This window comes from Clostridium sp., assembly GCF_022482905.1.
GTDB lineage: Bacteria > Bacillota > Clostridia > Clostridiales > Clostridiaceae > Clostridium_B.
Genome location: NZ_JAKVOI010000001.1, coordinates 219,778 through 241,516, shown reverse-complemented (window position 1 = coordinate 241,516; position 21,739 = coordinate 219,778). Strand labels below are relative to the sequence as shown.

The window sequence follows — 21,739 nt, the reverse complement described above, 5'->3', positions numbered from 1 at the left end:
TCCCTAAAATCAATGGCTGGTTTATCGAACCAGCCATTATTTTTTACTAATATTATATTATATACGGAATAAACTTTCAATTTAAACTTATATCCAATAAATTATATATTATACTTGACCAGTGAGAAAGCATCATATTGTTCAAGTCGTTCTCTTCCCCCCAGATCTGTCAGTTCTATGACAAAATCAATGGATACTATCTCTCCTCCAAGTTTTTCCACCAACCTTGCAACGGAAGCCATAGTTCCTCCCGTTGCAAGCAGATCATCTACCAGTGCAACTCTCTGTCCTGGAGAAATTGCATCTTTATGCATTTCCAATTCATCACTTCCGTATTCCAGATCATAGGTTGTCTTTACTGTCTCACAGGGAAGTTTGCCGACCTTCCTTACAGGTACAAAACCAGCTCCTATGGCATATGCTATTGGAGCTCCAAACAAAAAACCTCTTGCCTCCGGTCCCACAATTATGTCAATATTTTTGCTTTTTAAATGCTCTGCTATTTTATCCACGCTGCATTTAAAGGCTTTTTTATCTTTAAGAATTGTAGTAACATCTTTAAAACTTATACCCGCCTTTGGAAATCCATCTATTACCCTTATCTTATCCTTCAAGTCCACTAATCCATACCCCCTAAAGCCCATTTTATAAAATTCATTATATTATAATATCACAACCGCCAAAAAATTACTATTCCAAGATCTCATTTTTCAAGTATTTGGCTATTTGCTCTGCCCTATCCATGTTTTCAGTTGTAAAAAGTTCTACAGCTATTCTCGCATTGTCTATATATCTGTTGCTCTTATTTGCCGAGGGAGTCATGCTATTTGAAAGTTTGAATATGCTCTCTCTGTTTATCTTTTTTATATTGTGGACCTTCAGCAGAGCTTTAAATCCATAATTATTTGTATACATTAGTTGATACACTCCCTGATCCACCATTTCCCTATTTTCTCCAGACACATGAATTCCCTTGGAAAGCGTTCCCAGCACAACCAAATCGAGGTATTTATTTATACAGGTCATCTGATAATACATTGATATGGCCTGTGAAAGTTTGAAGGCCATCCCTACTGCCGTCAGATCCTTAAATGGATATTCACAGTACTTTTGATTTGGATTTATAATAATAGCTTCAGGTAAAACATCGGAACAGCAGTGATAATCCGTTATTATCACATCTATACCGAGTCTCCTGCACAATTCAACCTGTGATATGGACTTGCTTCCGCATCCAGTTGTTATCATAAGTTCTGCACCCAAAAATTTTATATGATTCCTTATTATTCTAGAATTTATATTAAACTTGTCATTCATATCATCAGAGATGAAATACTCCACATCTGCATTCAGATATTTCAATACAAGAAACAGCAGCGACACAGCCGTTACCCCGTCCAGATCGCAGTTTCCATATACAACAATCTTTTCTCTGTCATTTACCGCTTTAATTATTCTCTTTAAAGCCTTACCCATATTCCTTAAAAGGAAGGGATCTTCCAAACCCAAAAAATTGAAACTATTAGTATTATATTGTCGTATCTCCATAATAAAATCCTCCAAATTTATCAAAAGCAACTCTATTATAAATTATATTGCTGGTTTTTACAAATACAGTATGGGCAGATCTGGTACAATAAAAAAATCCAGAGTTTCAATATACTCTGGATCTTTTATTCTAACATATGAAAAGATATTTTAACAGCTAATTTGCTTTGTCGACAGCAGTTTTCAATTTTTTTCTTTTAGTCATGTACCTTTTTATAAGTACCCAGCATGGACTTGCTATGCATATGGAAGAATAGCATCCTGAAACAATTCCAACAAGTATAGGTTCTGAAAAATTTCTAACCGAAGGTACGAGTATATAGACAGAAGTCAGGGTTATAATAACTGTAACAACTGTATTTATTGATCTGGCAAGAGTCTGTGTCACACTTGCATCGGCTATAAGCTCCGGATCTTCTCTTCTCATGTAATTGTGATTTTCCCTTATTCTATCGAAAACTACTATGGTATCATGCACAGAATAACCTATAACTGTAAGTGCCGCTGCTATAAAGCTGGAATCTATGGATACCCTTGCAACTGCATAAACGGAAAGCATTATGAGTATGTTGTGGATAAGCCCTATAATGGCTGCCATTCCATAGCTGAATTCAAATCTTATTGCTATATATATGAACATTGCCGCAATGGCTATAATTACTGCCTTAATGGCATTTATCCTGGCTTCCTTTCCTATGGACGCTCCTATATTCTCCTGATTTGTAAGTGTACTTTTAGGATACTCCTTCTTTATACTCTTTATTATACTGCTTACATCATCATTGCTGAGATTGGAACTTTTTATAGATATGGATTTGCTGTTCACCTTGTTTGACTGAAAATCATTTGAATACTTCTGAATTATCTTATCCACATCATGTTTGTTGAAATCTTTGCCCAAATTTATCTCAACTACAGTACCACCTTTAAAATCCAATCCATACTCCAATCCTTTTGTAGCCATGGTGAAAATTCCTATTGCAATTACTATAAGGGATATTGTGAACCATATTTTTCTTTTTTCTATAATCCTGTATATGTTATTCATATTATTTTGCTATCCCCCTTCTAAAGTCATGAACGCCAAATGTTCCAATTGTAGCCTTATGACTAAACAAGCCTATGTCCGCTACCAACTTCATAAGAGTTCTTGTAACTGTTATAGCTGTAAACATACTGAGTACAACACCTATTATGAGTGTAAGGGCAAAACCTTTTACAGCTCCCGTTCCTATACTGTAAAGTACCATTCCTGATATAATCGACGTTATATTTGAATCAAGAATTGAAGTCATGGCCCTTTTGAACCCGATATTTATAGACGCCTTTATTGATTTCCCGCTTTTAAGTTCTTCCTTTGTCCTCTCAAATATAAGTATGTTTGCATCCACCGCCATACCTACGGTAAGCAGAAATGCTGCTATACCTGAAAGTGTCAGGGTCACATTTACATTCACAAATGCAGCCAGAACTATATATATGTACAATGTCAAAGCTATATCGGCAATCAGTCCCGGAAGCCTGTAATATAATATCATGAATATCATTACAAGTCCTATTCCAATTTTACCTGCCAGTATACTAAGTGGAAGCGCATTTGCACCCAGGGATGCACCTATAGTTGTAACCTGCACCGGCTTTACAGTAACCGGAAGAGCTCCCGACTTTATGAGGTTTGCTTTTCTTTGAGCCTCTTCAAGTGTCTGACTTCCGCTTATTTCAGCTTTACCATCAGTTATATGTGCATCAACCGTTGGATCTGTAAGAAGTTCATCATCTAAATATATCGATATTTTTTTACCCATATATTTTTTCGTTGCATCTGCAAATTTTTTTGTACCATTATCACTTAATTCAAGACTTATTGATGGTTGATTAGTCTGTTGATTTATATATGCGCTTGCATCCTTCACATCTTTTCCTGTCAATATGGTGCTCTTGTCCGGTCCCTCAAACTTAAGTTCACCTGTCTTTGCAACACCATCCACTACTTCCTTGGCGTCAAACTTTCCAGGTATCTCAATCCTTATCCTGTTATTGCCCTCTTTTGTTACTACCGTTTCACTTACACCCAGTTTATTTACCCTCAAAGACAGTAAATCCACTGTTCTATCCACTGTTTTCTGATCTACATTCTTGGACTGAATTTCTTCCAGAACAGAAATACCTCCCTGAAGATCAAGGCCCTTATTTATTACTTCACCAAAGGGTTTAATCCTATAACTTCCCAAATTAACTCCATATGCACCTGAATATGCCAAAAATCCTATTAAAACAAGACATAATAGCAAAATTATGCTGCTTCTTATCCTAGTGCTTTTCTTTGCCCTAGATTTCATCTTTATCCTCCTTCGTATATAAACACCTGCTTCTAATTTCACGTATATACATTAGCAATTATATTACTTAAAAAATTAGCCGTCAATATGTTTTAATTTTCCATGGTGCTGGACTTAAGTGCAATAGCACATTCAATTCTTTTCTTCTGCATTTTACATCCAAGTGAATAAGGTGTTCTTATATCGCCATTGAAGTTGTAATTGTTTGCCTGGCATCCTCCGCTGCAGTAGAACCTGGCCCAGCACTTCATGCATTCCGGCTTGTTGTATATATGTGAATTTTTAAACTTCCCGCTTATAGATTCATTTATATTGTTAAAATTTTCTAAGTTTCCCATTTTGAAGTCCCTGTTTCCCACAAACTGGTGACATGGATATATATCCCCTTCCGGAGTTATTGCCACGTACTCATGTCCTGCACCGCATCCGGATATTCTCTTATATACACATGGCCCCCCGTTTAAATCTATGTTGAAATGATAAAACTTGAATGCCTGACCGTGTTTGTTTCTATAAAGCATTTCCTCATATAATTTATCATATTGCTCAAATATAGTTGGCAGATCCTCTTCACGAATTGAAAGTGGATTCTTTTCAGGAAGCACTACAGGTTCAACGGATATCTCATCGAATCCCTGATCTGCAAGGAACTTTATATCTTCAAAGAAATCAACATTTTCCCGTGTAAAAGTACCTCTTGCATAATATTGCTTGGACTTGTCTCTCATTTTTACCATCTTTTTTATCCTTGGCAGTATTGAGTCAAAAGACCCGCTTCCGTCAGCTCTTACCCTTACCCTGTCATTTACTTCCTTCCTTCCGTCTATGCTGAGGACAATATTACCCATGTTTTTATCGAGATACTCCATTATTTCATCATTAAGCAAAGTAGCATTTGTAGTCATCGTAAATCTTATATTTTTATTATGTACTTTTTCCTGTTCCTTTGCATATTCCACAATTTCCTTTATTGTTTCAAAAGCCATCAAGGGCTCGCCGCCAAATAAATCCACTTCTATATTCTTTCTTGGTCCTGATTTTTCTATAACAAAATCTATTGATCTTTTCCCAATTTCGGGAGACATGAGCTTTCTTTCACCCTTGTACTCTCCTTCATCTGCAAAACAGTATTTGCACCTTAAATTGCAGTCATGGGCAATATTTAGGCAAAGTGCCTTTATAAAAGAAGGTGTATTGTCATGTAGTGCTGCAGCATCTTCATATAGGTCTTCGGAATAAAGTACTTTATTTTTCACAAGAGACTGAATTTCATTATATGCCTCTGTGATATCTCCCTCTTTATATTTATTCCCAAGTGCCTCCATACTTTCATCCAGATTTTTCAATCTATCCTCATCCAGAATATCATATACTAGTTCATCTACAAGATGAACCGCCCCGGAGTTAACATCCACTACATAATAATTCCCACCTTGAACAAACTTATGAATATCAGCCAAAATTCTTTCCTCCTAAAATAATTTCTTCTTATTGTATAATTATATAGACTTAAGGCAGTAACATCTGTTACTGCCTTAAGTCTATGCTAGTTTTCACATGCTAAATTGGCAACTGTACAGGAAGTCTTGCATGCTGACTGGCATGAATTGGCACATTCCTTACAGCCTGGTTTTTTCAAGCTGTCCTTTATATTGGTATTATTTAAAGTTTTTATATGTTTCATTTATTTCCCCCATTTCTAAAGATTTCTGTTTGATTATAACATAAATCATAATCAAAATAAAGTTTGCAGCCAGGGCAGAACTACATGTTTACTCCTATCATACCAGATATGCTTCCAACTAAAAGTGCGAGTACAAATCTTTTTATACCATCGTATCCAATAACAGCAGAATTTCCTGAAATTACAGAAACTACATAAAGTATAAGTACATATAAAAGTGCAACTACTATTCCTATAAACCACCCTTTTTTTCTTATTTTCTGTGAGGCATATATTGCTCCATACATTATACTCAAAATAGTGGTGACAATATAGAAAATAGAACTCATGTATTCATCTACCTCTACAAAAGTCATGATTACAGCAAATATCAACAACATAAGTACTGTAATTATAAAGCTTCTAAGCACACCTTCTGCAGCTGGAATATAATCATTGTATTTTTCCAAATTAAAACACCTCCCATCTAATAGTATCTATGTAGACAGAAGATGCTTTATTCCATAATTATTTATCTTCTTTTTGGGAAACTTCCTGACTATCTCTACTAGACAGGACACTCAGTATACCTGACTTGCTGAGTTTCAATTTAACTCTGTCAGGTCCTGTCTGGATTGTAATCTCTTTTTCCTGTATGTTGGTAACTTTTCCAATTATACCTCCCTTTGTAAGTATCTCGTCATTTACCTTAAGATTGCTAAGCATGGTATTATACTTTTTTCTTCTTTTACTTTCCGGTAAAAACATGAAAAGATAGCAAACTATAACCACAATTATAATTGGCCACAATGCTCCTAAACTTTGCACACATATACCTCCTTATAAATTTTTATTCCATTGTTCAAGCTTCTCTTTTTTATATTTTGGGAAATAATCCCCATCAATGGCATCTCTAATTTCTTTCATCAAATTGTTGTAAAAGTATAGATTATGTATTACACACAGCCTCATGGCAAGCATTTCCTTTGCCTTGAACAAATGTCTTATATATGCCCTCGTGTAATTTTTACACGTCGGGCAGCTGCAGCTGCTGTCAATGGGCATATCATCGAGCTGATATTTTGCATTTAAAAGATTCAACTCTCCCCGGCTGGTGAATACATGTGAGTGTCTTCCATTTCTTGACGGCATTACACAATCAAAAAAATCCACTCCTCTTTCCACTGCTTCAAGTATGTTCTCCGGTGTTCCAACACCCATAAGATATATCGGTTTATCCTGCGGCAGATTTGGTACAACGCACTCTATTATTCTGTACATTTCATCTGCACTCTCTCCTACCGCCAGCCCCCCTATGGCATATCCATCCAGATCAATGTCACTTATTGCCTTTGCATGTTCTATCCTTATATCATCATAAGTTCCACCCTGATTTATTCCAAACAGCATCTGATGCCTGTTTATTGTATCCGGGAGTGAATTCAATCTGTCCATCTCCATTTTACACCTTTTTAACCATCTTGTGGTTCTGTGTACTGATTTCTCCACATAATCTCTCGGTGCCGGATTCTCTATGCATTCATCAAAGGCCATGGCGATGGTGGATGCCAGATTGCTCTGGATTCTCATACTCTCTTCAGGTCCCATGAATATCCTGCTTCCATCTATATGTGAATTGAAATAAACCCCTTCTTCTTCTATCTTCCTTATTTTTGCCAGGGAAAACACCTGAAATCCGCCGGAATCGGTTAAGACAGGCTTATCCCAGTTCATGAATTTATGGAGACCCCCAAGTTTCTTGATCACCTCATCTCCCGGTCTCAAGCTGAGATGATATGTATTTGAAAGTTCTACCTGGCATCCTATTTCTTTTAAATCCATTGCGGAAACTGCACCTTTTATTGCAGCAAGAGTACCTACATTCATAAATACTGGAGTCTGAACAGTACCATGCACCGTACTGAGCTGGCCACGCCTTGCATTTCCCTGTCTCTTAAGCAATTTATACATTAAAACACCTCTCTATTTTATGAACATGGCATCTCCAAAACTGAAAAATCTGTACTTTTCATCAACGGCAATTTTATATGCATTCAATATCTTCTCCCTGCCACACAATGCACTTACAAGCATTATCAGCGTGGATTCAGGAAGATGGAAGTTCGTTATAAGTTTATCCACAACCTTATACCTGTATCCCGGATATATGAATATATCAGTCCAGCCGGACTGCTCCCTGACCATTCCATTTTCATCCCCGACAGTTTCCAGTGTCCTGCATGATGTAGTTCCAACTGCAACTATGCTGTGGCCATTTTGCCTTGCAGTGTTTATCTTGTCTGCAGTATCCTCTGTAATACAATAATATTCGGAATGCATATCATGATCTTCTATATTTTCAACCTTGACGGGTCTAAAAGTTCCAAGTCCAACATGAAGGGTCAGAAAGGCAATTACAACTCCCTTCTCCTCTATCCCGCGGAGAAGCTCTTTTGTAAAGTGGAGTCCTGCCGTAGGTGCTGCCGCCGATCCTTCTTCCCTTGAATATACCGTCTGGTACATCTCCTTGTCTTCAAGTTTCTCCTTTATGTATGGTGGAAGCGGCATCTGTCCAAGCCTGTCCAGTACTTCCTCGAATATGCCCTCATATTCAAACTTGACTATTCTGTTTCCATCTTCCTTGATTTCGCATACCTCAGCTTTCAATTCACCATTCCCGAAATCGAATCTGCTTCCGACTCTGGCCCTCTTGCCGGGTTTGACCAGAGTTTCCCAGGTATCATCCCCTGTTCTCTTCAAGAGGAGTATTTCCATCTTTCCACCTGTATCTCTTTTTGTTCCTATCAATCTTGCCGGAAGTACCCTTGTATCATTTAATACAAGACAATCACCCGGATTTAGATAATCTATTATTTCCCTAAACAGCTTATGTTCAACTTTTCCATTTTCTTTATCAAGAACCATAAGTCTGGCTTCGTCTCTCTGTTTCAGAGGATGCTGTGCAATCAACTCCTGAGGGAGATAAAAATCAAAATCTGTAATTTTCAATTGGTTCACTCCGTTTCATTAAGTTCATAAAATTCTATATGCTAAATTCTATTTCTTGATCTATGCAGATGTTCATAGGCGCTGTCCGATGCCATTCTTCCCCTTGGAGTTCTTATTATAAATCCTTTTTGAAGCAGATATGGTTCGTATACATCTTCTATAGTATCCAATTCTTCTCCTATGAAATACGCAAGAGTTTCCAATCCTACAGGACCTCCCTGAAAGTTGTCTATTATTGCAGTAAGTATTTTATTATCTATACTGTCAAACCCTTCACTGTCAACTTCAAGAAGTTGAAGAGCCGCCTTGCTTGTATCAAGATCTACAATTCCATTTCCCTTTACTTCGGAATAATCCCTTACTCTTTTCAGCAGCCTGTTAGCAATTCGCGGTGTACCCCTGGATCTCCTCCCTATCTCTCTTGCTGCTTCCATATCTATTTTAACATTGAGTATATCTGCAGATCTCAGTATAATTTCGCTTAGTTCACTCTCACTATAGAACTGCATTGGACACAGCATACCAAATCTGTCCCTGAGCGGGGATGTAAGAAGGCCAACCCTTGTAGTTGCTCCTATCAGGGTAAAACTTGACAGATCCAACCTTATGGATCTGGATGAAGCCCCTTTGCCTATTACTATGTCAATAGCATAATCCTCCATAGCCGGATATAATATTTCCTCCACGCTCCTGTTCAATCTGTGTATTTCATCTATAAACAGCACATCCATATCATTGAGATTGGTAAGTATGGCTGCCAGATCCCCCGCCCTTTCTATGGCCGGTCCTGATGTAACTTTCAGATTACCGCCCATTTCATTTGCTATTATATTGGCAAGTGTTGTCTTTCCTAGTCCCGGTGGTCCATAGATCAGGACATGATCCAATGCTTCCTTCCTATTTTGCGCTGCCTGTATGAATATTTTTAATTTGTCCTTTACATTTTCTTGTCCTATATATTCTTTGAGTTTTTTAGGTCTTAAACTATATTCATTTTCCCCCTCTAAAGCAGAAGGTGTAACAATTCTATTTTCCATATATCCTCACCTAACCTAACCCATTAAAAATTTAAGAGCCTCTTTTATTATATCCTCCACCGAACTATTCCTGTCTATCGAATGAAGTGCCCTGGATGCCTCCTTCTCGGAATATCCAAGTGAAACAAGTGCCTCAAGTGCCTCTGAAATATTATTCTCAGAGTTTTCTTTTTCAAAGGTCGAATATCCATCTCTTCCATCTATCTCTTTTGAGTCCATTTTATCTTTTAACTCCAGTATAATTCTCTGAGCGGTTTTCTTGCCCACACCCGGAGCCCTGATTATAGTTTTCTCGTCACCTATGACTATAGAATATTTTAAATTATTTACACTGGTTATGGAAAGAAGTGACAGAGCCGCCCTGGCTCCTATTCCATTTACTCCCAAAAGTAGGTTGAACATTGAAAGTTCTTCTTTTGTTAGGAATCCATATAGTCCAATAAAATCCTCCCTGACTATTTGCATTACATATACCATTATATCGTCACCTATTTTAGGAAGGTTGGCAATGGTGCTGCCGGATGTATTTATCCTGTATCCTATTCCATTGTTTTCCACTATTATATAGTCTCTGTTTATTCCCCTGTATATTCCAATTATATATTCATACAATGAAAACTTCCCCCTAAAATATTGATAACATATAATACTTTATCATTTTAAAAGTTTTTATTCAAGTGGATAAAAAAACGACCTCGAGACTACTATTCATAGTCTTCGAGGCGCGATTCAGCATCTTCACGTGTATCACACTGAAAATACTTATCTCCTTTTGTAAGAAGTTCTATATCCTTATCCTTTAATCTGCTTGTCTTTATGTCAGTTATATCTCGCTTCGAATCTTCTATAAACATATTCCCGCTTTTGTCTGTTTTGTATATAGCTATAAATCCATTCTTTATTCCAACTACATATTTATTAGGTGCATATTTATCTACTTTCTTGACAAGCACTACTTCAAGAGGACTGAAGCTGTCAACTTCATATCCGGACTTTTTATAGAAATTCTCAACCTCGTTTTTAGTACTTCCGGACAGTTTTTTTGCAGATTCCTCTTTTTCTATTTGAATATCTCCGCTTTTATCATATTGTATCTTAAATATCAAGTTGCCTTTACTGGAAACAGTATAATCCGGATCAGAATTTGCATTTACAGCATTATATTCTTTTGTATTAAACTGATATGCATCTTTTTTTGCATTGTAGTCTTTAATCTTGGTTATACATATATAACAGCTTAATGCAAAAACCAGTATAGTTGAAATTGCCAACAAAGTTTTACGTAATTTTATCGTATCCATAATATCCCTCCTCAATAAATATTATGGACACTGTTTACTAAAAATATACATTCATATATATTTTTTATTCAATTGGTATATAACTGTTAAATACAAGCCTGCCTGACTTCTTTCCAAGCTGTTTTTCATTATACAACTGCATGATAGGGAAATTTGACAATCTATACTTATTATCAATAAAGTTTATAGTGGATAAATCCTCTACAATTAAATCCTTTACGTTTGGACTGCCGGAGGAAGTATACCATGCATATTTATGGGCCGGTATTGTAATTACTTTTATATCTTCAGGAATATGTTTTTCTGTACCTCCAATCCTTACTCCAACCAAAAATGAAAAACCAAATTCAAAAATACTCATTTTGGATTTCTTGTATTTAGGTATGGAATCAATACCTTTAATTAAGTATATATTTTCGGGACCCACAACATCACCAATTTCATCAACCCTAAGTTTGAACCTGTATATTAGACTGTCCATATTTCCAAAAGGCAGAAACCTTCTATATTCACATACGGCAAATGTCATTTCGGGCATATTTATTACGCCCCTGCCCTTTTCAATTGCATCTGGAACTTTGAATTCAAGCATATTGTCGACATTCTTTTTAGTATTCCTGTACTTTTCACTGAGTACTCTCAAATCCGAATCTATCAAGGATGCTAGATTTTTCATATAGTCTATTTGATTTTTTGAATTTATATAACCAAACAATTTATCACAGAACTCAACATCTTTTTCTGTAACCTGAAAATAATTCAATATATTAGGGTAATCATAAATACTTGCATTATGTTTTGATCCAATTCTCCTTTTGCTGCACTGAATAAACTTTTCTACAACTTTCCAGTTTACACTGTTTTCTTGAATAAATTTTTCTATGTTTTGACTTTCATCCGGATACTCAATTTCGTCGAGAATTGAAACAATATTTTCCCATGAAGCTTGTTTTTGCCTAGTATCCACAGCTTCCATAAAATAATCTGAAAAAATGAGGTAAACATATTTCCCGAAAAAGCCCGGGAAAATTCTACAAAGTTCCTTCTTTATACAGCCATCTTTTTTTCTTTCATGCATATTATAAGTTATCGTCAGTATCTGCATATTTTCCGCGGCTATTTTTATATCAGTATGATCTGAATATATAATTTTTTTACACTTCTCCAGAACTTCATCAAATCTTTCTAATTCCGAAGTACTCTCTTCTATGTCTTTTAAATATTCCTGAAACATTTTTATCACGTCTTTGTTGTAATAGCAAAATGCTTTTTGAGTAAATCCAGAATACTTGACAATTTCTTTCAAGTCCATATTTTCACTCCTTTCGGAAGAACATTGTAAGAATAAAAGACCATATCCAACCTGTAGATACTAAAAATCATCTATTATTGAAAATGGCCTAAAATTATATAGATTATATTAAAATCAGCTATTCCTCAAATTCATCGGGAAAGTCTGCATTGTGATAGACATCTTGAACATCATCATCATCTTCAAGTTTATCTATAAGCTTCTGTACCTTTTCAGCAGTTTCCATATCAACAGCCGTTAAGTTGTCCGGTATCATATTGATGTCAGCCGAAATGAATTTAAAACCCTCATTCTGGAGAGCGTCTCTCACTTTTGCAAATTCATCTATGGAAGTAGTTATCTCAAATACCTCATCCTGTGCATCAAAATCCTCAGCTCCGGCATCCAGCACCTTCATCATTATATCGTCTTCGTCCATATCTTCAGTTCTCTCTATTATTATCTGTCCCTTAGTATTGAACATCCAACCTACGCAGCCATTAGCTCCAAGATTACCGCCGCTTCTGGTAAATGCAGTTCTTACATTACCTGCAGTTCTATTTTTATTGTCAGTCAGCGCCTTGACTATTACAGCTACACCGCCAGGACCATAGCCTTCATAGATTATCTCTTCATAATTTATTCCTTCCATTTCTCCGGAACCTTTTTTTATTGCTCTAGTTATTGTATCCTGTGGCATATTATTTGATTTTGCCTTTGCTATGACATCTCTCAATTTTGAATTCGTATCTGGATTGGAGCCGTCTTTTGCAGCAATTGCAATTTCCTTACCTATTTTAGTAAATATTTTACCTCTTTTTGCATCTATTTTACCTTTTTTTGCCTGTATGTTATGCCATTTTGAATGTCCTGACATATAATTCCCTCCTAAATTACTATATATAAAAACATTAAATATTATATCACATAAATATTTGAAATCTCAAATTTTTATAATCTATTCCCTATACAACCTATTTTCTATTTTGAAATAATACTCTTCATCTCCGACTATAACCTGGCATTTTCCACTTGTGATTTCTATTATTTTATTGATAACCTTATCACTGTTTTCAGCCTCATAGTACATCAATATATTGACTTTATCGGAATATTTTATATCCTCAATATACCAGAGATTCTTTTCAAAAGCATATTTAACCTTGTCCAAATTTTCATAGTTTATTATTATATTCAGTTCTACTCCCAGAACCTTTTCAACTACTTTCGATTTCTCTATAGTTCTCGATGCAGATCTTGAATATGCTCTAAACAGTCCACCCCGTCCAAGCAGAATACCTCCAAAATATCTTGTAACTACCAATGCTACATTTGTTATCTTATTCTTTTTTATTACATCAAGAACCGGAGGTCCTGCAGTTCCCTGAGGTTCTCCATCATCGCTGTATCTCTGTATACCCATATTTTCTCCTATAACATAAGCATATACATTATGTTTTGCTTCCTTTGCATGATTTTTAACTTCACTTATAAATTTCCTGGCTTCTGTTTCAGTATAAACTCTTTTCGCATTACCTATAAATATAGATTTCTGTTCCTCAAACCTATCACGGCCCTCTTCTTTAATTGTAAAATAACCCATGGCTATCCACCTCTTTTAAAAGCTTTCAACACTATTTAAATATTCTTTAGCCGAATTTTTTACATACAATTTACAGCTGCTGTCTTCTATATTCCTGACCTTTTCCACTGCCCTGCTGCTCTTTATTTTTATCAGTGCTTTTATGGCATACATGACAACCTGGGGATTATCGTCCTCCAAAGCCCTTATAAGTGCACTTTCTCCGGATTTATCGCCTAATTTTCCAAGAGCAGAAACTGCCATCCTTCTTATATTTACGTGCTTGTGCACTATGCCCTTGATTAAAACATCGACAGCTTCCTTGATTTTAAGTTCTCCCAATATCCATATGGCATTTTCCTTATCCCCTGTCCTCATACTAGTATAATTGGATTTTATAAATTCTACAAGCTTATTTTTATTGAGTCCGTTTAAATTCTCAAGTACATATATCTTATCAGATTTTCCAGACATGGATATAGTTTTAAAAAGTTCCTTCACGTTTTTACTCTTTGCGAGAATTCCATACTTTATTTTACCATCTATTATTTGAGTTTCAATTATTTCTTTACTTAAATTTCTTATTTTGCAAATAGAATTTATGCTTTTACCTTCCAGATACAAAAAATAAGTTATCTGCTCCTGGCTGTAATCGTCAATTTTGTTCCAATCAATATTCAGCATGCAATTTAAAGACAAAAGCATCACCCCCAATATATCTAATAGTTTATCCAAAGTAATCAACAATATCAGCTACAATATTGATACCTCTATCTATATCTTTTTCTTCAACCTGTGAAAAACTCAATCTGAAATATTTACTGCCTTTCAAAGGATCTTTATAAAATAAGGTACCTGGTGTTATCAAAACATTTTTTTTCATTGCATATTTAAAAATGGCTATTGAATCCACAGGCATACTTTTTAAAATCTCAATATAAAAGTGAAGACCACCTCCTGGATCTTCAAACACTACTTTATCTTTTAAATATTTAAAAAGGCACTTTTTTGTATATTCGTATCTTTTGGCATACACAAAATTCAGCTTGTTTATATATTCTCTCCAGAAGCCTTTTCTAATATATAGGTCGAGCGCTCTCTGCATAAGACTTGAAGTGGCTATATCAGTGTTCACCTTGCAATTTTGAATACTTTCCCTAAATCTTTTGGGAGGTATCAGATATCCCAGTCTTATACCAGGCAAAAATATTTTTGAAAAACTCTTTATATATATAACCCTGTCATTTGTATCCATACTCTTGTAGCTATTGTACTTTATATTTCTATCATAGATGAGCTCGGAAAGATAATCATCTTCTATTATATAGAAATCATATATTTCCGCCAAATTTAATATCTTCATCTTTTTTTCATAACTGCAGCTTATACCTGTTGGATTTTGAAAATAGCTCATGGTATAATAGCATTTTATATTACTTTTTTTCAAAATCTTCTCAAATCTGTCTATGTCTATTCCATCTTTGTCCATTGGTATGTCAATTATATCGGCCCTTCTCCATTTAAAGACTGACAGTGCACCGCTGTAGGTAGGTTTTTCTATGACCACGCTATCATTCGTATTTATTATAGCTTTTGAAATAATGTCTATTCCCTGCTGGGCTCCCGATACTATCAATATATCATCACTATCTATCCTATCATTCCAGAAAACACTGCTTATGCTCTCTCTAAGTCCACTGTATCCCAGAATTTCCTGATAAATAAGTGCCCTGGCTCCATCTCTTTCCAATACCTCATCTATAACATTCTTGAAAGATCTTACGGGAAAGAAATCTCCATTTGGCATTTCCCCCGTAAAATCCAGATATTCATTGCATCCGTTACTTGATATTTTTTTTAGTACATTTGAATATTCCTTCCTAAAATTTCTATTTATTTCTCTCCTCTTTGCATAAGTACCGCTTCCCATTTTTTGAAAGGCATATCCTTCACTCTGAAGCTTTTTGTATGTATTTATTATAGTTATATTGTTAACTTTTAAAAATTCTGCAAGTTTACGTATAGACGGCAGCTTTTCTCCATCTTTTATTTTATTTGAGTCTATTAATTTTTTTATATGCTTTTCTATAGTCTTATACTTGACTACTCCTTCATCACCCAGCTCTATAAAGTACTTATTCATAACTGCCACTCCAATATAAAATGTATATGCAAAACAGCTTTAAAGAAAATATATATTTTCCTTAAACAATATAGTTCCATCCTTAAGTGTGTAATCTCTTTTTTCCTTTTTTATAATATTCTTCTGCCAAAGCTTATTGAGTATTTCTTCCATATGTATCGGATATTCTTTAAATAGATCACAGGTTTTTATTTCTTCCGAACTTAAAAAATCATCCTTTTCTCTCATATAATTTATAAGCACATTCACAAATCTTATTATATTATCATCTACATACTTGTTCAAGTAGGCAACAGTCTCATTTATAATTTTCTCTAAATTTTTACCCCTATCATTATTAAAAAACAGGTTATCTACACATTCTTTGAATTTATTATTCAAATTTGCGGCTACAGTAATAGCATCTTTACTTATCATATATCCCATGGAGTTAACATATAATTTTGAAAATTCTTCTACTGATTTTACAGCCGCGGAATATGCAGTATAAACCCCATCATTTTGCAGGTACTTTTTACATACAGATATGCTGTCAAGCGTATTTCCAAAATACACCATACTCCATTTTTCCCTGTCCACATCGGGATAATATCTTCCAACATCATATCTTGAAGTAACTTCCATATCTTTAGAAAATACAAGCCTCGAAGACGATATTATCCTGTGCATGAATCCACCTTTTATATTCTCTTCATTAAGCTGGAGAAACTTATTCTTACTCATGAGCTTGACATGAACCGGAATACCGTTTTCCTCCGTGTATATATTCTTCAGATCCTGTTCATCACAATCACATATGATTAAAAAATCAATGTCGGATTCGGACCACAGATCGCCTGTAACCATACTTCCAAATACCATGACAGCTAACACAGCATCAGCTTTTTTAAATTTTTCAACTGCTTTATTAAAGACTTGCTGATATTCCAATATTGTTTTTTCCATCTTTTATTGAGCCCCCATTATATAATATAATAATGAACAATTCAAAACAGTAATTTTCCCCGGTAAATTCTGAATTGAAGCATATGAATATTATAATAATTTCTATATATTATATAATATATTATAACAAAAATACAATAGAAATTTTTCTGTATGAATTAATTCCTGCATATTTTACAATCAAATTTAAAGGGAAAGAATATATTTCTATTCTTTCCCAATGAAATTTCTAATTTTCTTTTTCAAATTCGTCTTTTGAAACGCCACAGACTGGACATACCCAATCATCAGGCAAATCATTGAATGATGTACCTTCCTTAATTCCATTGTCAGGGTCACCTACAGCTGGATCATATACATACCCACATGCACTACACACATACTTATCCAATTTAATTCCTCCAATCAATAAAATATATTAGTAAATTTTTATTATTAATTATTATAAGTATGTCACATTTAATCCGTCAAGTCAAGATACTTAACAAATAATAAACATAAATATATGTTAGTATTGAAGTTGGGTACATTCATTTCATTAATACTTTTATTTATGATATAATAATTTATAATTTATATAATCAGTAAATTTGCATATGATTTTAATAAGGAGGACAATTATGGTAAAGAGACATAAGAAGTCTCGGTATAAAGCTTTAAAAATCATATTTACTATATTGATATGTATTTTCTTACTGGCATCCGTAGTTGGCGTAGGAGTTGGCCTTGCCATTATTAAAAATTCCCCCAATTTAAATGTAAATCAAGTTTTGAACTTGAATGAACCTTCCATATTATATGACGATAAGGGAAACTTCATGGATGTAGTGGTAAGTACCGAGCATAGAACTGTTGTACCTTTCAGCAATATCCCTGATAATTTAAAGAATGCATTTGTAAGCATCGAAGATGAACGATTCTATAAGCACAACGGCATAGATATAAAAAGAATATTTGGTGTAATTTTCATCGATATAAAGAATAAGATAACAAACAAACCTGGACTTCAGGGTGCATCTACTATAACCCAGCAGCTGGTCAGGGATATATATCTTTCAAGGGATGTGAGTTTCAAAAGAAAATTACAGGAAATGTACATGTCAATAAAACTCGAGAAACTTTTAACCAAGGATCAGATACTTGAAGCATATATGAATACAATATTCCTAGGTGGAAAATCTTTTGGAGTTGAATCTGCTTCCCAGGCATATTTCGGTAAATCAGTAAGTTCATTGAATTTAATTGAGTCTGCTTTTATTGCTGGAATACCTCAAAGCCCATCCGTATACTATCCCTACTCAAATTCGGCTAAAAAAAATCCCTCCATTTATCTGGATAGGACAAAAAGTGTTCTGAAAAAAATGTATGATAACAATTACATAACTCAAAATCAATATACAGCTGCCATACAGGATATATCAAATGGCAAGCTTGTTATAAAGCCCTATAGCGAACCAAACAATAGATTGGAAAATGAATGGTTTTCAATGCCTGCCATCCAGCAGGTAAAAAATGACCTCAAGTTAAAGTACAAATACAGTGATTCCCAAGTGAATCAACTGCTAACCTATGGCGGTTTAAAGATCTACACTACCATGGATAAGGAGCTTCAAAAAAAGACAGAAGATATTCTGACAAACAGTCCTGTGTTCAGCAGCGGTTCATACAGTGACAAGAATGGTATACTGCAGCCTCAAGCCTCTGCTGTAGTCATAAATTATCATACCGGAGAAGTAAAATCACTTGTAGGTGGAAGAGGTATGCAGCCAGCTATGTCATTTAACAGGGCAGCATCTGAAAATTACCTGAGACCTCCAGGATCAAGTATAAAGCCTCTAACTGTATACAGTCCTGCTATAAATACAAAAAAATATACAGCAGGCTCAGTTTTGAAAGATGCAAACTGGTCCTATGACACTGCACAAAAATATAATTCAAACGGCAGTCCATATTATCCGCAGGATGATTCTGCAGTTACAGGCAGTGATATGACCTTGAGAATGGCGCTTACCAAATCCATAAACACCATAGCTTCAAAAATAGAAGACAAGATTGGACTCGATACAGGTGCTTCCTATGCTGAAAAATTTGGAATCAGCATAGATAATGATGACAGATCAAGCATATCTGCACTTTCCCTGGGCGAGCTCCATCATGGTACCAATACATTGCAGATGGCCGCTGCCTATGGAGTATTTGGGAATAATGGTATTTACACTTCTCCAAGGCTTTACACAAAAGTGACAGACAGATCCGGCAAAGTAATTCTGGAGTCCAAGACAAAAACCAAAAGAGTACTGCCAGCATCTACGGCCTATATAATGTACGATCTTCTAAAAGGTCCTGTAAGTCAGGAAGGAACCGGTGCCAATGCTAATTTTGGAAATATGCAGGTTCGCGGTAAAACCGGTACTTCAAGTTATAATAAAAATCTATGGTTTTCGGGCCTAACTCCTTACTATTCAGCTGCAGTCTGGATAGGCAAAGATAATAATTCAACATTGCCTGGTTCCTTAAATAGTAATTCAGCTGCCGCACTATGGGCTGCCATAATGGAACCATTTCACAATGGACTTTTACCAAAAGATATACCTATGCCCTCTGGAGTTGAAACTGCCAAGATATGTTCTGAATCGGGCAAACTTCCTTCTCCGCTTTCCTACCTGGATCCTACTGGCAATAAAGTATACACTGAATTGTTTTTAAGGGGCACCGTCCCAACAGAAACATGCAATTTGCCTCATTCATGGTTCAAGGGCAGTTCCACATTTGGAAATACCGATACTGATGACAAAACATTGAAAAATGGCGCTACAAATGATACGGATGACAATGACAACAATCCTATCGACAATAAGAATGTACTTCCCGGAGGAAATAACAATACTGATGATAAAAATGACATTGAAAATACAGAACCCGGAACGACGCAGCAAACAGAAGAAAATTTTGACCATATAAAATAGATATCTGTTATATATGAACCTATTGCAGAAAATATGCAATAGGTTCATATATTATTCCTTCAAAATATCCCTCATTGTTTTTAATACTCTTTTTTCAATTCTTGATACCTGAACCTGATTTATACCCAGCATCTTTGCAACCTGAACCTGGGTTTTGTCTTTAAAATATCTCAGCATGATAATTTGTCTGGATTTTACATCGAGATTTTTCAAAGTCTCTTTTAAAGCTATTCTATCCACCATTTCCACGTCTTCATTTGGATTTTCACTCAACTTATCTATTAACAGCACCGGTGCACCATCATCCTGGTGAATTGTATCATATAAATACTGCATATTATTTGCCGACTCAGATGCAAATATCAAATCCTCTACTTCTATTCCCGAGTACTCTGACAGTTCTTCTACAGTGGGCTCTCTGTTTAGCTTCTTAATGAGCTTTTCCTTGTCATAGTGCAGCTTTTTTGCAGTATTTTTAACACTTCTACTGACTTTTATCATGCCGTCATCTCTTAAAAACCTCTTTATTTCCCCCATTATCATTGGTACTGCATATGTTGAAAATTTCACGTTGTATTTTTCATCGAAATTGTTAATTGCCTTCATAAGTCCCATACAGCCAATTTGGAATATATCTTCATACTCATATCCCCTATTCAAGAATTTTTTGCTTATTGCCGTAACCAATGGGAGATTAACTTCAACCAATTTATTCAATGAGTTCTTATCGCCTTTTCTTGCAGATTTTATAAGTTTTAAATTGTCATTATAATCATAATCTGATATTTTTACAGCTTCTTCACTCATATTATTCACCTAACTTAATGATTTAAAAACTTTTTCCATCGTAACTCTTGTCCCCTTGTTCTTTTCAGAATGTATTTGAAGAGAATCCATAAAAGTTTCCATAACTGTAAATCCCATTCCAGATCTCTCAAGATCAGGTCTGGAAGTATAGAGTGGCTGCATTGCAAGATTAACATCCTCTATTCCAACTCCAGCATCTTCTACTATCAACTTAAGTTTCCTACCATTTATATAAGCTCTGATTGTTACAATACCTTCTTTGTTTTCATAACCATGAATAATAGAGTTCGTAACTGCTTCTGATACTGCAGTTTTTACATCCGTCAGTTCATCCACAGTAGGATCCAGCTGCGATGCAAAGGCTGCTACTGCTACTCTTGCAAAACTTTCATTCTGTGACTTGCTAATAAACTCTATTTTCATACTGTTATCGTACATGTTTTTATCCCCCCATTAAATATTCTCAATAGCCTGCTCAATGCTGTCATATACCCTTATTATTTTAAACATACCTGATAACTCAAATACTCTTCTAACAGAATCAGTTGCATTTACAATGCATATGCTTCCATTTTTTAGATTAAGCTTTTTATATCTTCCAATGACTACACCTATTCCTGAACTGTCCATAAAAGTCACGCAGGAAAAATCCAGTATAATCTTATTCAAATTATCCCTGTCGATTCTATCGTCAATTTTGTTTCTAACTTCTTCAGCACTATGATGATCAAGTTCTCCAATCATATGAACTATAAGCTTATTATCTTTAATTTCAAATTTTAAATTCATAATCTATCAAACTCTACTGAAATCATTACTCAACAGGCCATGTCATGATTGCAGCGTCAAGTTAAACTCAACTTTAATTTCCCATACATCAGCTACAATGGCGTACTGCTGTATGACTAAAATCATACTACTTTGCCTGTAGTAAATTTTAGTATACACACATAAGGCGTGCAGTCCGAGTAAGACAATTTTACCCCCTCTCCGTTATTGTTATAAAATTAAGTACTCTAGAATACTATTCTCCATGTGGAATAATTTTCCTTCTTTTTTATTAATTTTTTATTAGTCATCTTATTAGATATTTTTACCATGTATCATA

Annotated in this window: 24 protein-coding genes; 1 reads left to right on the top strand and 23 read right to left on the bottom strand. The window is 35.0% G+C overall.

The genetic code is table 11. The features are described from left to right. Nucleotides 1-101: 101 nt before the first annotated feature. The 20 genes from LKE46_RS01320 to rd form a co-directional block, all read right to left on the bottom strand. Entirely contained in the window at nucleotides 102-620 is a 519-nt protein-coding gene (locus LKE46_RS01320) for an adenine phosphoribosyltransferase (RefSeq protein WP_291717686.1), read from the bottom strand. Nucleotides 621-690: 70 nt separating this feature from the next. Then, complete coding sequence (locus tag LKE46_RS01315) at nucleotides 691-1,548, bottom strand: DHH family phosphoesterase (RefSeq protein WP_291717685.1); 858 nt, start codon at nucleotides 1,546-1,548, stop codon at nucleotides 691-693. A 157-nt stretch (nucleotides 1,549-1,705) separates the two neighbouring features. Continuing rightward, on the bottom strand, nucleotides 1,706-2,596 hold the full coding sequence (secF, locus tag LKE46_RS01310; protein ID WP_291717684.1) for a protein translocase subunit SecF: 891 nt from the start codon (nucleotides 2,594-2,596) through the stop codon (nucleotides 1,706-1,708). A gap of 1 nt (nucleotide 2,597) precedes the next feature. Further along, entirely contained in the window at nucleotides 2,598-3,887 is a 1,290-nt protein-coding gene (gene secD / locus LKE46_RS01305) for a protein translocase subunit SecD (protein WP_291717682.1), read from the bottom strand. 92 nt (nucleotides 3,888-3,979) lie between these two features. Then, on the bottom strand, nucleotides 3,980-5,347 hold the full coding sequence (scfB, locus tag LKE46_RS01300; RefSeq protein WP_291717680.1) for a thioether cross-link-forming SCIFF peptide maturase: 1,368 nt from the start codon (nucleotides 5,345-5,347) through the stop codon (nucleotides 3,980-3,982). Nucleotides 5,348-5,433: 86 nt separating this feature from the next. After that, entirely contained in the window at nucleotides 5,434-5,571 is a 138-nt protein-coding gene (gene scfA / locus LKE46_RS01295) for a six-cysteine ranthipeptide SCIFF (protein WP_291717679.1), read from the bottom strand. Between the two features lie 80 nt (nucleotides 5,572-5,651). After that, complete coding sequence (locus tag LKE46_RS01290) at nucleotides 5,652-6,020, bottom strand: TIGR04086 family membrane protein (RefSeq protein WP_291717677.1); 369 nt, start codon at nucleotides 6,018-6,020, stop codon at nucleotides 5,652-5,654. A 58-nt stretch (nucleotides 6,021-6,078) separates the two neighbouring features. Beyond that, a complete protein-coding gene (gene yajC / locus LKE46_RS01285) occupies nucleotides 6,079-6,378 on the bottom strand; it encodes a preprotein translocase subunit YajC (protein WP_291717675.1) in 300 nt (99 codons plus the stop codon). Nucleotides 6,379-6,390: 12 nt separating this feature from the next. Continuing rightward, the gene (gene tgt / locus LKE46_RS01280; RefSeq protein ID WP_291717672.1) at nucleotides 6,391-7,521 is read right to left on the bottom strand and encodes a tRNA guanosine(34) transglycosylase Tgt; all 1,131 of its coding nucleotides are present in this window, start codon (nucleotides 7,519-7,521) and stop codon (nucleotides 6,391-6,393) included. A gap of 12 nt (nucleotides 7,522-7,533) precedes the next feature. Next, entirely contained in the window at nucleotides 7,534-8,559 is a 1,026-nt protein-coding gene (gene queA, locus LKE46_RS01275) for a tRNA preQ1(34) S-adenosylmethionine ribosyltransferase-isomerase QueA (RefSeq protein ID WP_291717670.1), read from the bottom strand. 41 nt (nucleotides 8,560-8,600) lie between these two features. Further along, nucleotides 8,601-9,596, bottom strand: coding sequence for a Holliday junction branch migration DNA helicase RuvB (gene ruvB / locus LKE46_RS01270; protein WP_291717668.1), 996 nt, complete (start codon nucleotides 9,594-9,596; stop codon nucleotides 8,601-8,603). Nucleotides 9,597-9,611: 15 nt separating this feature from the next. Then, complete coding sequence (gene ruvA / locus LKE46_RS01265) at nucleotides 9,612-10,208, bottom strand: Holliday junction branch migration protein RuvA (RefSeq protein ID WP_291717666.1); 597 nt, start codon at nucleotides 10,206-10,208, stop codon at nucleotides 9,612-9,614. A 92-nt stretch (nucleotides 10,209-10,300) separates the two neighbouring features. After that, nucleotides 10,301-10,897 carry a hypothetical protein gene (locus LKE46_RS01260; RefSeq protein ID WP_291717664.1) on the bottom strand — a complete coding sequence of 199 codons (597 nt, stop codon included), beginning with the start codon at nucleotides 10,895-10,897 and terminating at the stop codon, nucleotides 10,301-10,303. Nucleotides 10,898-10,961: 64 nt separating this feature from the next. Next, nucleotides 10,962-12,209 carry a GyrI-like domain-containing protein gene (locus tag LKE46_RS01255; RefSeq protein WP_291717661.1) on the bottom strand — a complete coding sequence of 416 codons (1,248 nt, stop codon included), beginning with the start codon at nucleotides 12,207-12,209 and terminating at the stop codon, nucleotides 10,962-10,964. Between the two features lie 118 nt (nucleotides 12,210-12,327). Further along, nucleotides 12,328-13,065, bottom strand: a complete 738-nt coding sequence (locus LKE46_RS01250) for a YebC/PmpR family DNA-binding transcriptional regulator (RefSeq protein WP_291717659.1) — start codon at nucleotides 13,063-13,065, stop codon at nucleotides 12,328-12,330. Nucleotides 13,066-13,146: 81 nt separating this feature from the next. Further along, a complete protein-coding gene (locus tag LKE46_RS01245) occupies nucleotides 13,147-13,791 on the bottom strand; it encodes a YigZ family protein (RefSeq protein ID WP_291717658.1) in 645 nt (214 codons plus the stop codon). Nucleotides 13,792-13,806: 15 nt separating this feature from the next. After that, entirely contained in the window at nucleotides 13,807-14,454 is a 648-nt protein-coding gene (locus LKE46_RS01240) for a HEAT repeat domain-containing protein (RefSeq protein ID WP_434735186.1), read from the bottom strand. 43 nt (nucleotides 14,455-14,497) lie between these two features. Further along, entirely contained in the window at nucleotides 14,498-15,913 is a 1,416-nt protein-coding gene (locus LKE46_RS01235; protein WP_291717656.1) for a PLP-dependent aminotransferase family protein, read from the bottom strand. A 39-nt stretch (nucleotides 15,914-15,952) separates the two neighbouring features. Next, a complete protein-coding gene (locus tag LKE46_RS01230) occupies nucleotides 15,953-16,858 on the bottom strand; it encodes a nucleotidyltransferase domain-containing protein (RefSeq protein ID WP_291717654.1) in 906 nt (301 codons plus the stop codon). Nucleotides 16,859-17,087: 229 nt separating this feature from the next. Next, nucleotides 17,088-17,249 (bottom strand): rubredoxin, encoded by a 162-nt coding sequence (gene rd / locus LKE46_RS01225; protein WP_291717652.1) that lies wholly within the window; start codon nucleotides 17,247-17,249, stop codon nucleotides 17,088-17,090. A 229-nt stretch (nucleotides 17,250-17,478) separates the two neighbouring features. On the opposite strand from rd, the gene LKE46_RS01220 reads away from it, so the two are divergent. Continuing rightward, entirely contained in the window at nucleotides 17,479-19,824 is a 2,346-nt protein-coding gene (locus tag LKE46_RS01220; RefSeq protein WP_291717650.1) for a transglycosylase domain-containing protein, read from the top strand. A 51-nt stretch (nucleotides 19,825-19,875) separates the two neighbouring features. Here the strand turns inward: LKE46_RS01220 and sigF are convergent, their stop codons facing one another. From sigF to spoIIAA, 3 genes are read right to left on the bottom strand one after another with little or no spacing between them, the layout of a single operon-like run. Next, nucleotides 19,876-20,631, bottom strand: a complete 756-nt coding sequence (sigF, locus tag LKE46_RS01215; protein ID WP_291717648.1) for an RNA polymerase sporulation sigma factor SigF — start codon at nucleotides 20,629-20,631, stop codon at nucleotides 19,876-19,878. Nucleotides 20,632-20,640: 9 nt separating this feature from the next. After that, the gene (gene spoIIAB, locus LKE46_RS01210; RefSeq protein WP_291717646.1) at nucleotides 20,641-21,069 is read right to left on the bottom strand and encodes an anti-sigma F factor; all 429 of its coding nucleotides are present in this window, start codon (nucleotides 21,067-21,069) and stop codon (nucleotides 20,641-20,643) included. A gap of 15 nt (nucleotides 21,070-21,084) precedes the next feature. Then, complete coding sequence (gene spoIIAA, locus LKE46_RS01205) at nucleotides 21,085-21,420, bottom strand: anti-sigma F factor antagonist (RefSeq protein ID WP_291717644.1); 336 nt, start codon at nucleotides 21,418-21,420, stop codon at nucleotides 21,085-21,087. Between the last annotated feature and the right edge of the window lie 319 nt (nucleotides 21,421-21,739).

What these genes read in the sequence shown, in the direction of transcription:
- LKE46_RS01315 (WP_291717685.1), bottom strand. Translation starts at nt 1,548, where the DNA reads ATGGAGATACGACAATATAATACTAATAGTTTCAATTTTTTGGGTTTG.
- secF (WP_291717684.1), bottom strand. Translation starts at nt 2,596, where the DNA reads ATGAATAACATATACAGGATTATAGAAAAAAGAAAAATATGGTTCACA.
- secD (WP_291717682.1), bottom strand. Translation starts at nt 3,887, where the DNA reads ATGAAATCTAGGGCAAAGAAAAGCACTAGGATAAGAAGCAGCATAATT.
- scfA (WP_291717679.1), bottom strand. Translation starts at nt 5,571, where the DNA reads ATGAAACATATAAAAACTTTAAATAATACCAATATAAAGGACAGCTTG.
- tgt (WP_291717672.1), bottom strand. Translation starts at nt 7,521, where the DNA reads ATGTATAAATTGCTTAAGAGACAGGGAAATGCAAGGCGTGGCCAGCTC.
- ruvB (WP_291717668.1), bottom strand. Translation starts at nt 9,596, where the DNA reads ATGGAAAATAGAATTGTTACACCTTCTGCTTTAGAGGGGGAAAATGAA.
- LKE46_RS01260 (WP_291717664.1), bottom strand. Translation starts at nt 10,897, where the DNA reads ATGGATACGATAAAATTACGTAAAACTTTGTTGGCAATTTCAACTATA.
- LKE46_RS01255 (WP_291717661.1), bottom strand. Translation starts at nt 12,209, where the DNA reads ATGGACTTGAAAGAAATTGTCAAGTATTCTGGATTTACTCAAAAAGCA.
- LKE46_RS01250 (WP_291717659.1), bottom strand. Translation starts at nt 13,065, where the DNA reads ATGTCAGGACATTCAAAATGGCATAACATACAGGCAAAAAAAGGTAAA.
- LKE46_RS01245 (WP_291717658.1), bottom strand. Translation starts at nt 13,791, where the DNA reads ATGGGTTATTTTACAATTAAAGAAGAGGGCCGTGATAGGTTTGAGGAA.
- LKE46_RS01240 (WP_434735186.1), bottom strand. Translation starts at nt 14,454, where the DNA reads ATGCTGAATATTGATTGGAACAAAATTGACGATTACAGCCAGGAGCAG.
- LKE46_RS01235 (WP_291717656.1), bottom strand. Translation starts at nt 15,913, where the DNA reads ATGAATAAGTACTTTATAGAGCTGGGTGATGAAGGAGTAGTCAAGTAT.
- LKE46_RS01230 (WP_291717654.1), bottom strand. Translation starts at nt 16,858, where the DNA reads ATGGAAAAAACAATATTGGAATATCAGCAAGTCTTTAATAAAGCAGTT.
- LKE46_RS01220 (WP_291717650.1), top strand. Translation starts at nt 17,479, where the DNA reads ATGGTAAAGAGACATAAGAAGTCTCGGTATAAAGCTTTAAAAATCATA.
- sigF (WP_291717648.1), bottom strand. Translation starts at nt 20,631, where the DNA reads ATGAGTGAAGAAGCTGTAAAAATATCAGATTATGATTATAATGACAAT.
- spoIIAB (WP_291717646.1), bottom strand. Translation starts at nt 21,069, where the DNA reads ATGTACGATAACAGTATGAAAATAGAGTTTATTAGCAAGTCACAGAAT.
- spoIIAA (WP_291717644.1), bottom strand. Translation starts at nt 21,420, where the DNA reads ATGAATTTAAAATTTGAAATTAAAGATAATAAGCTTATAGTTCATATG.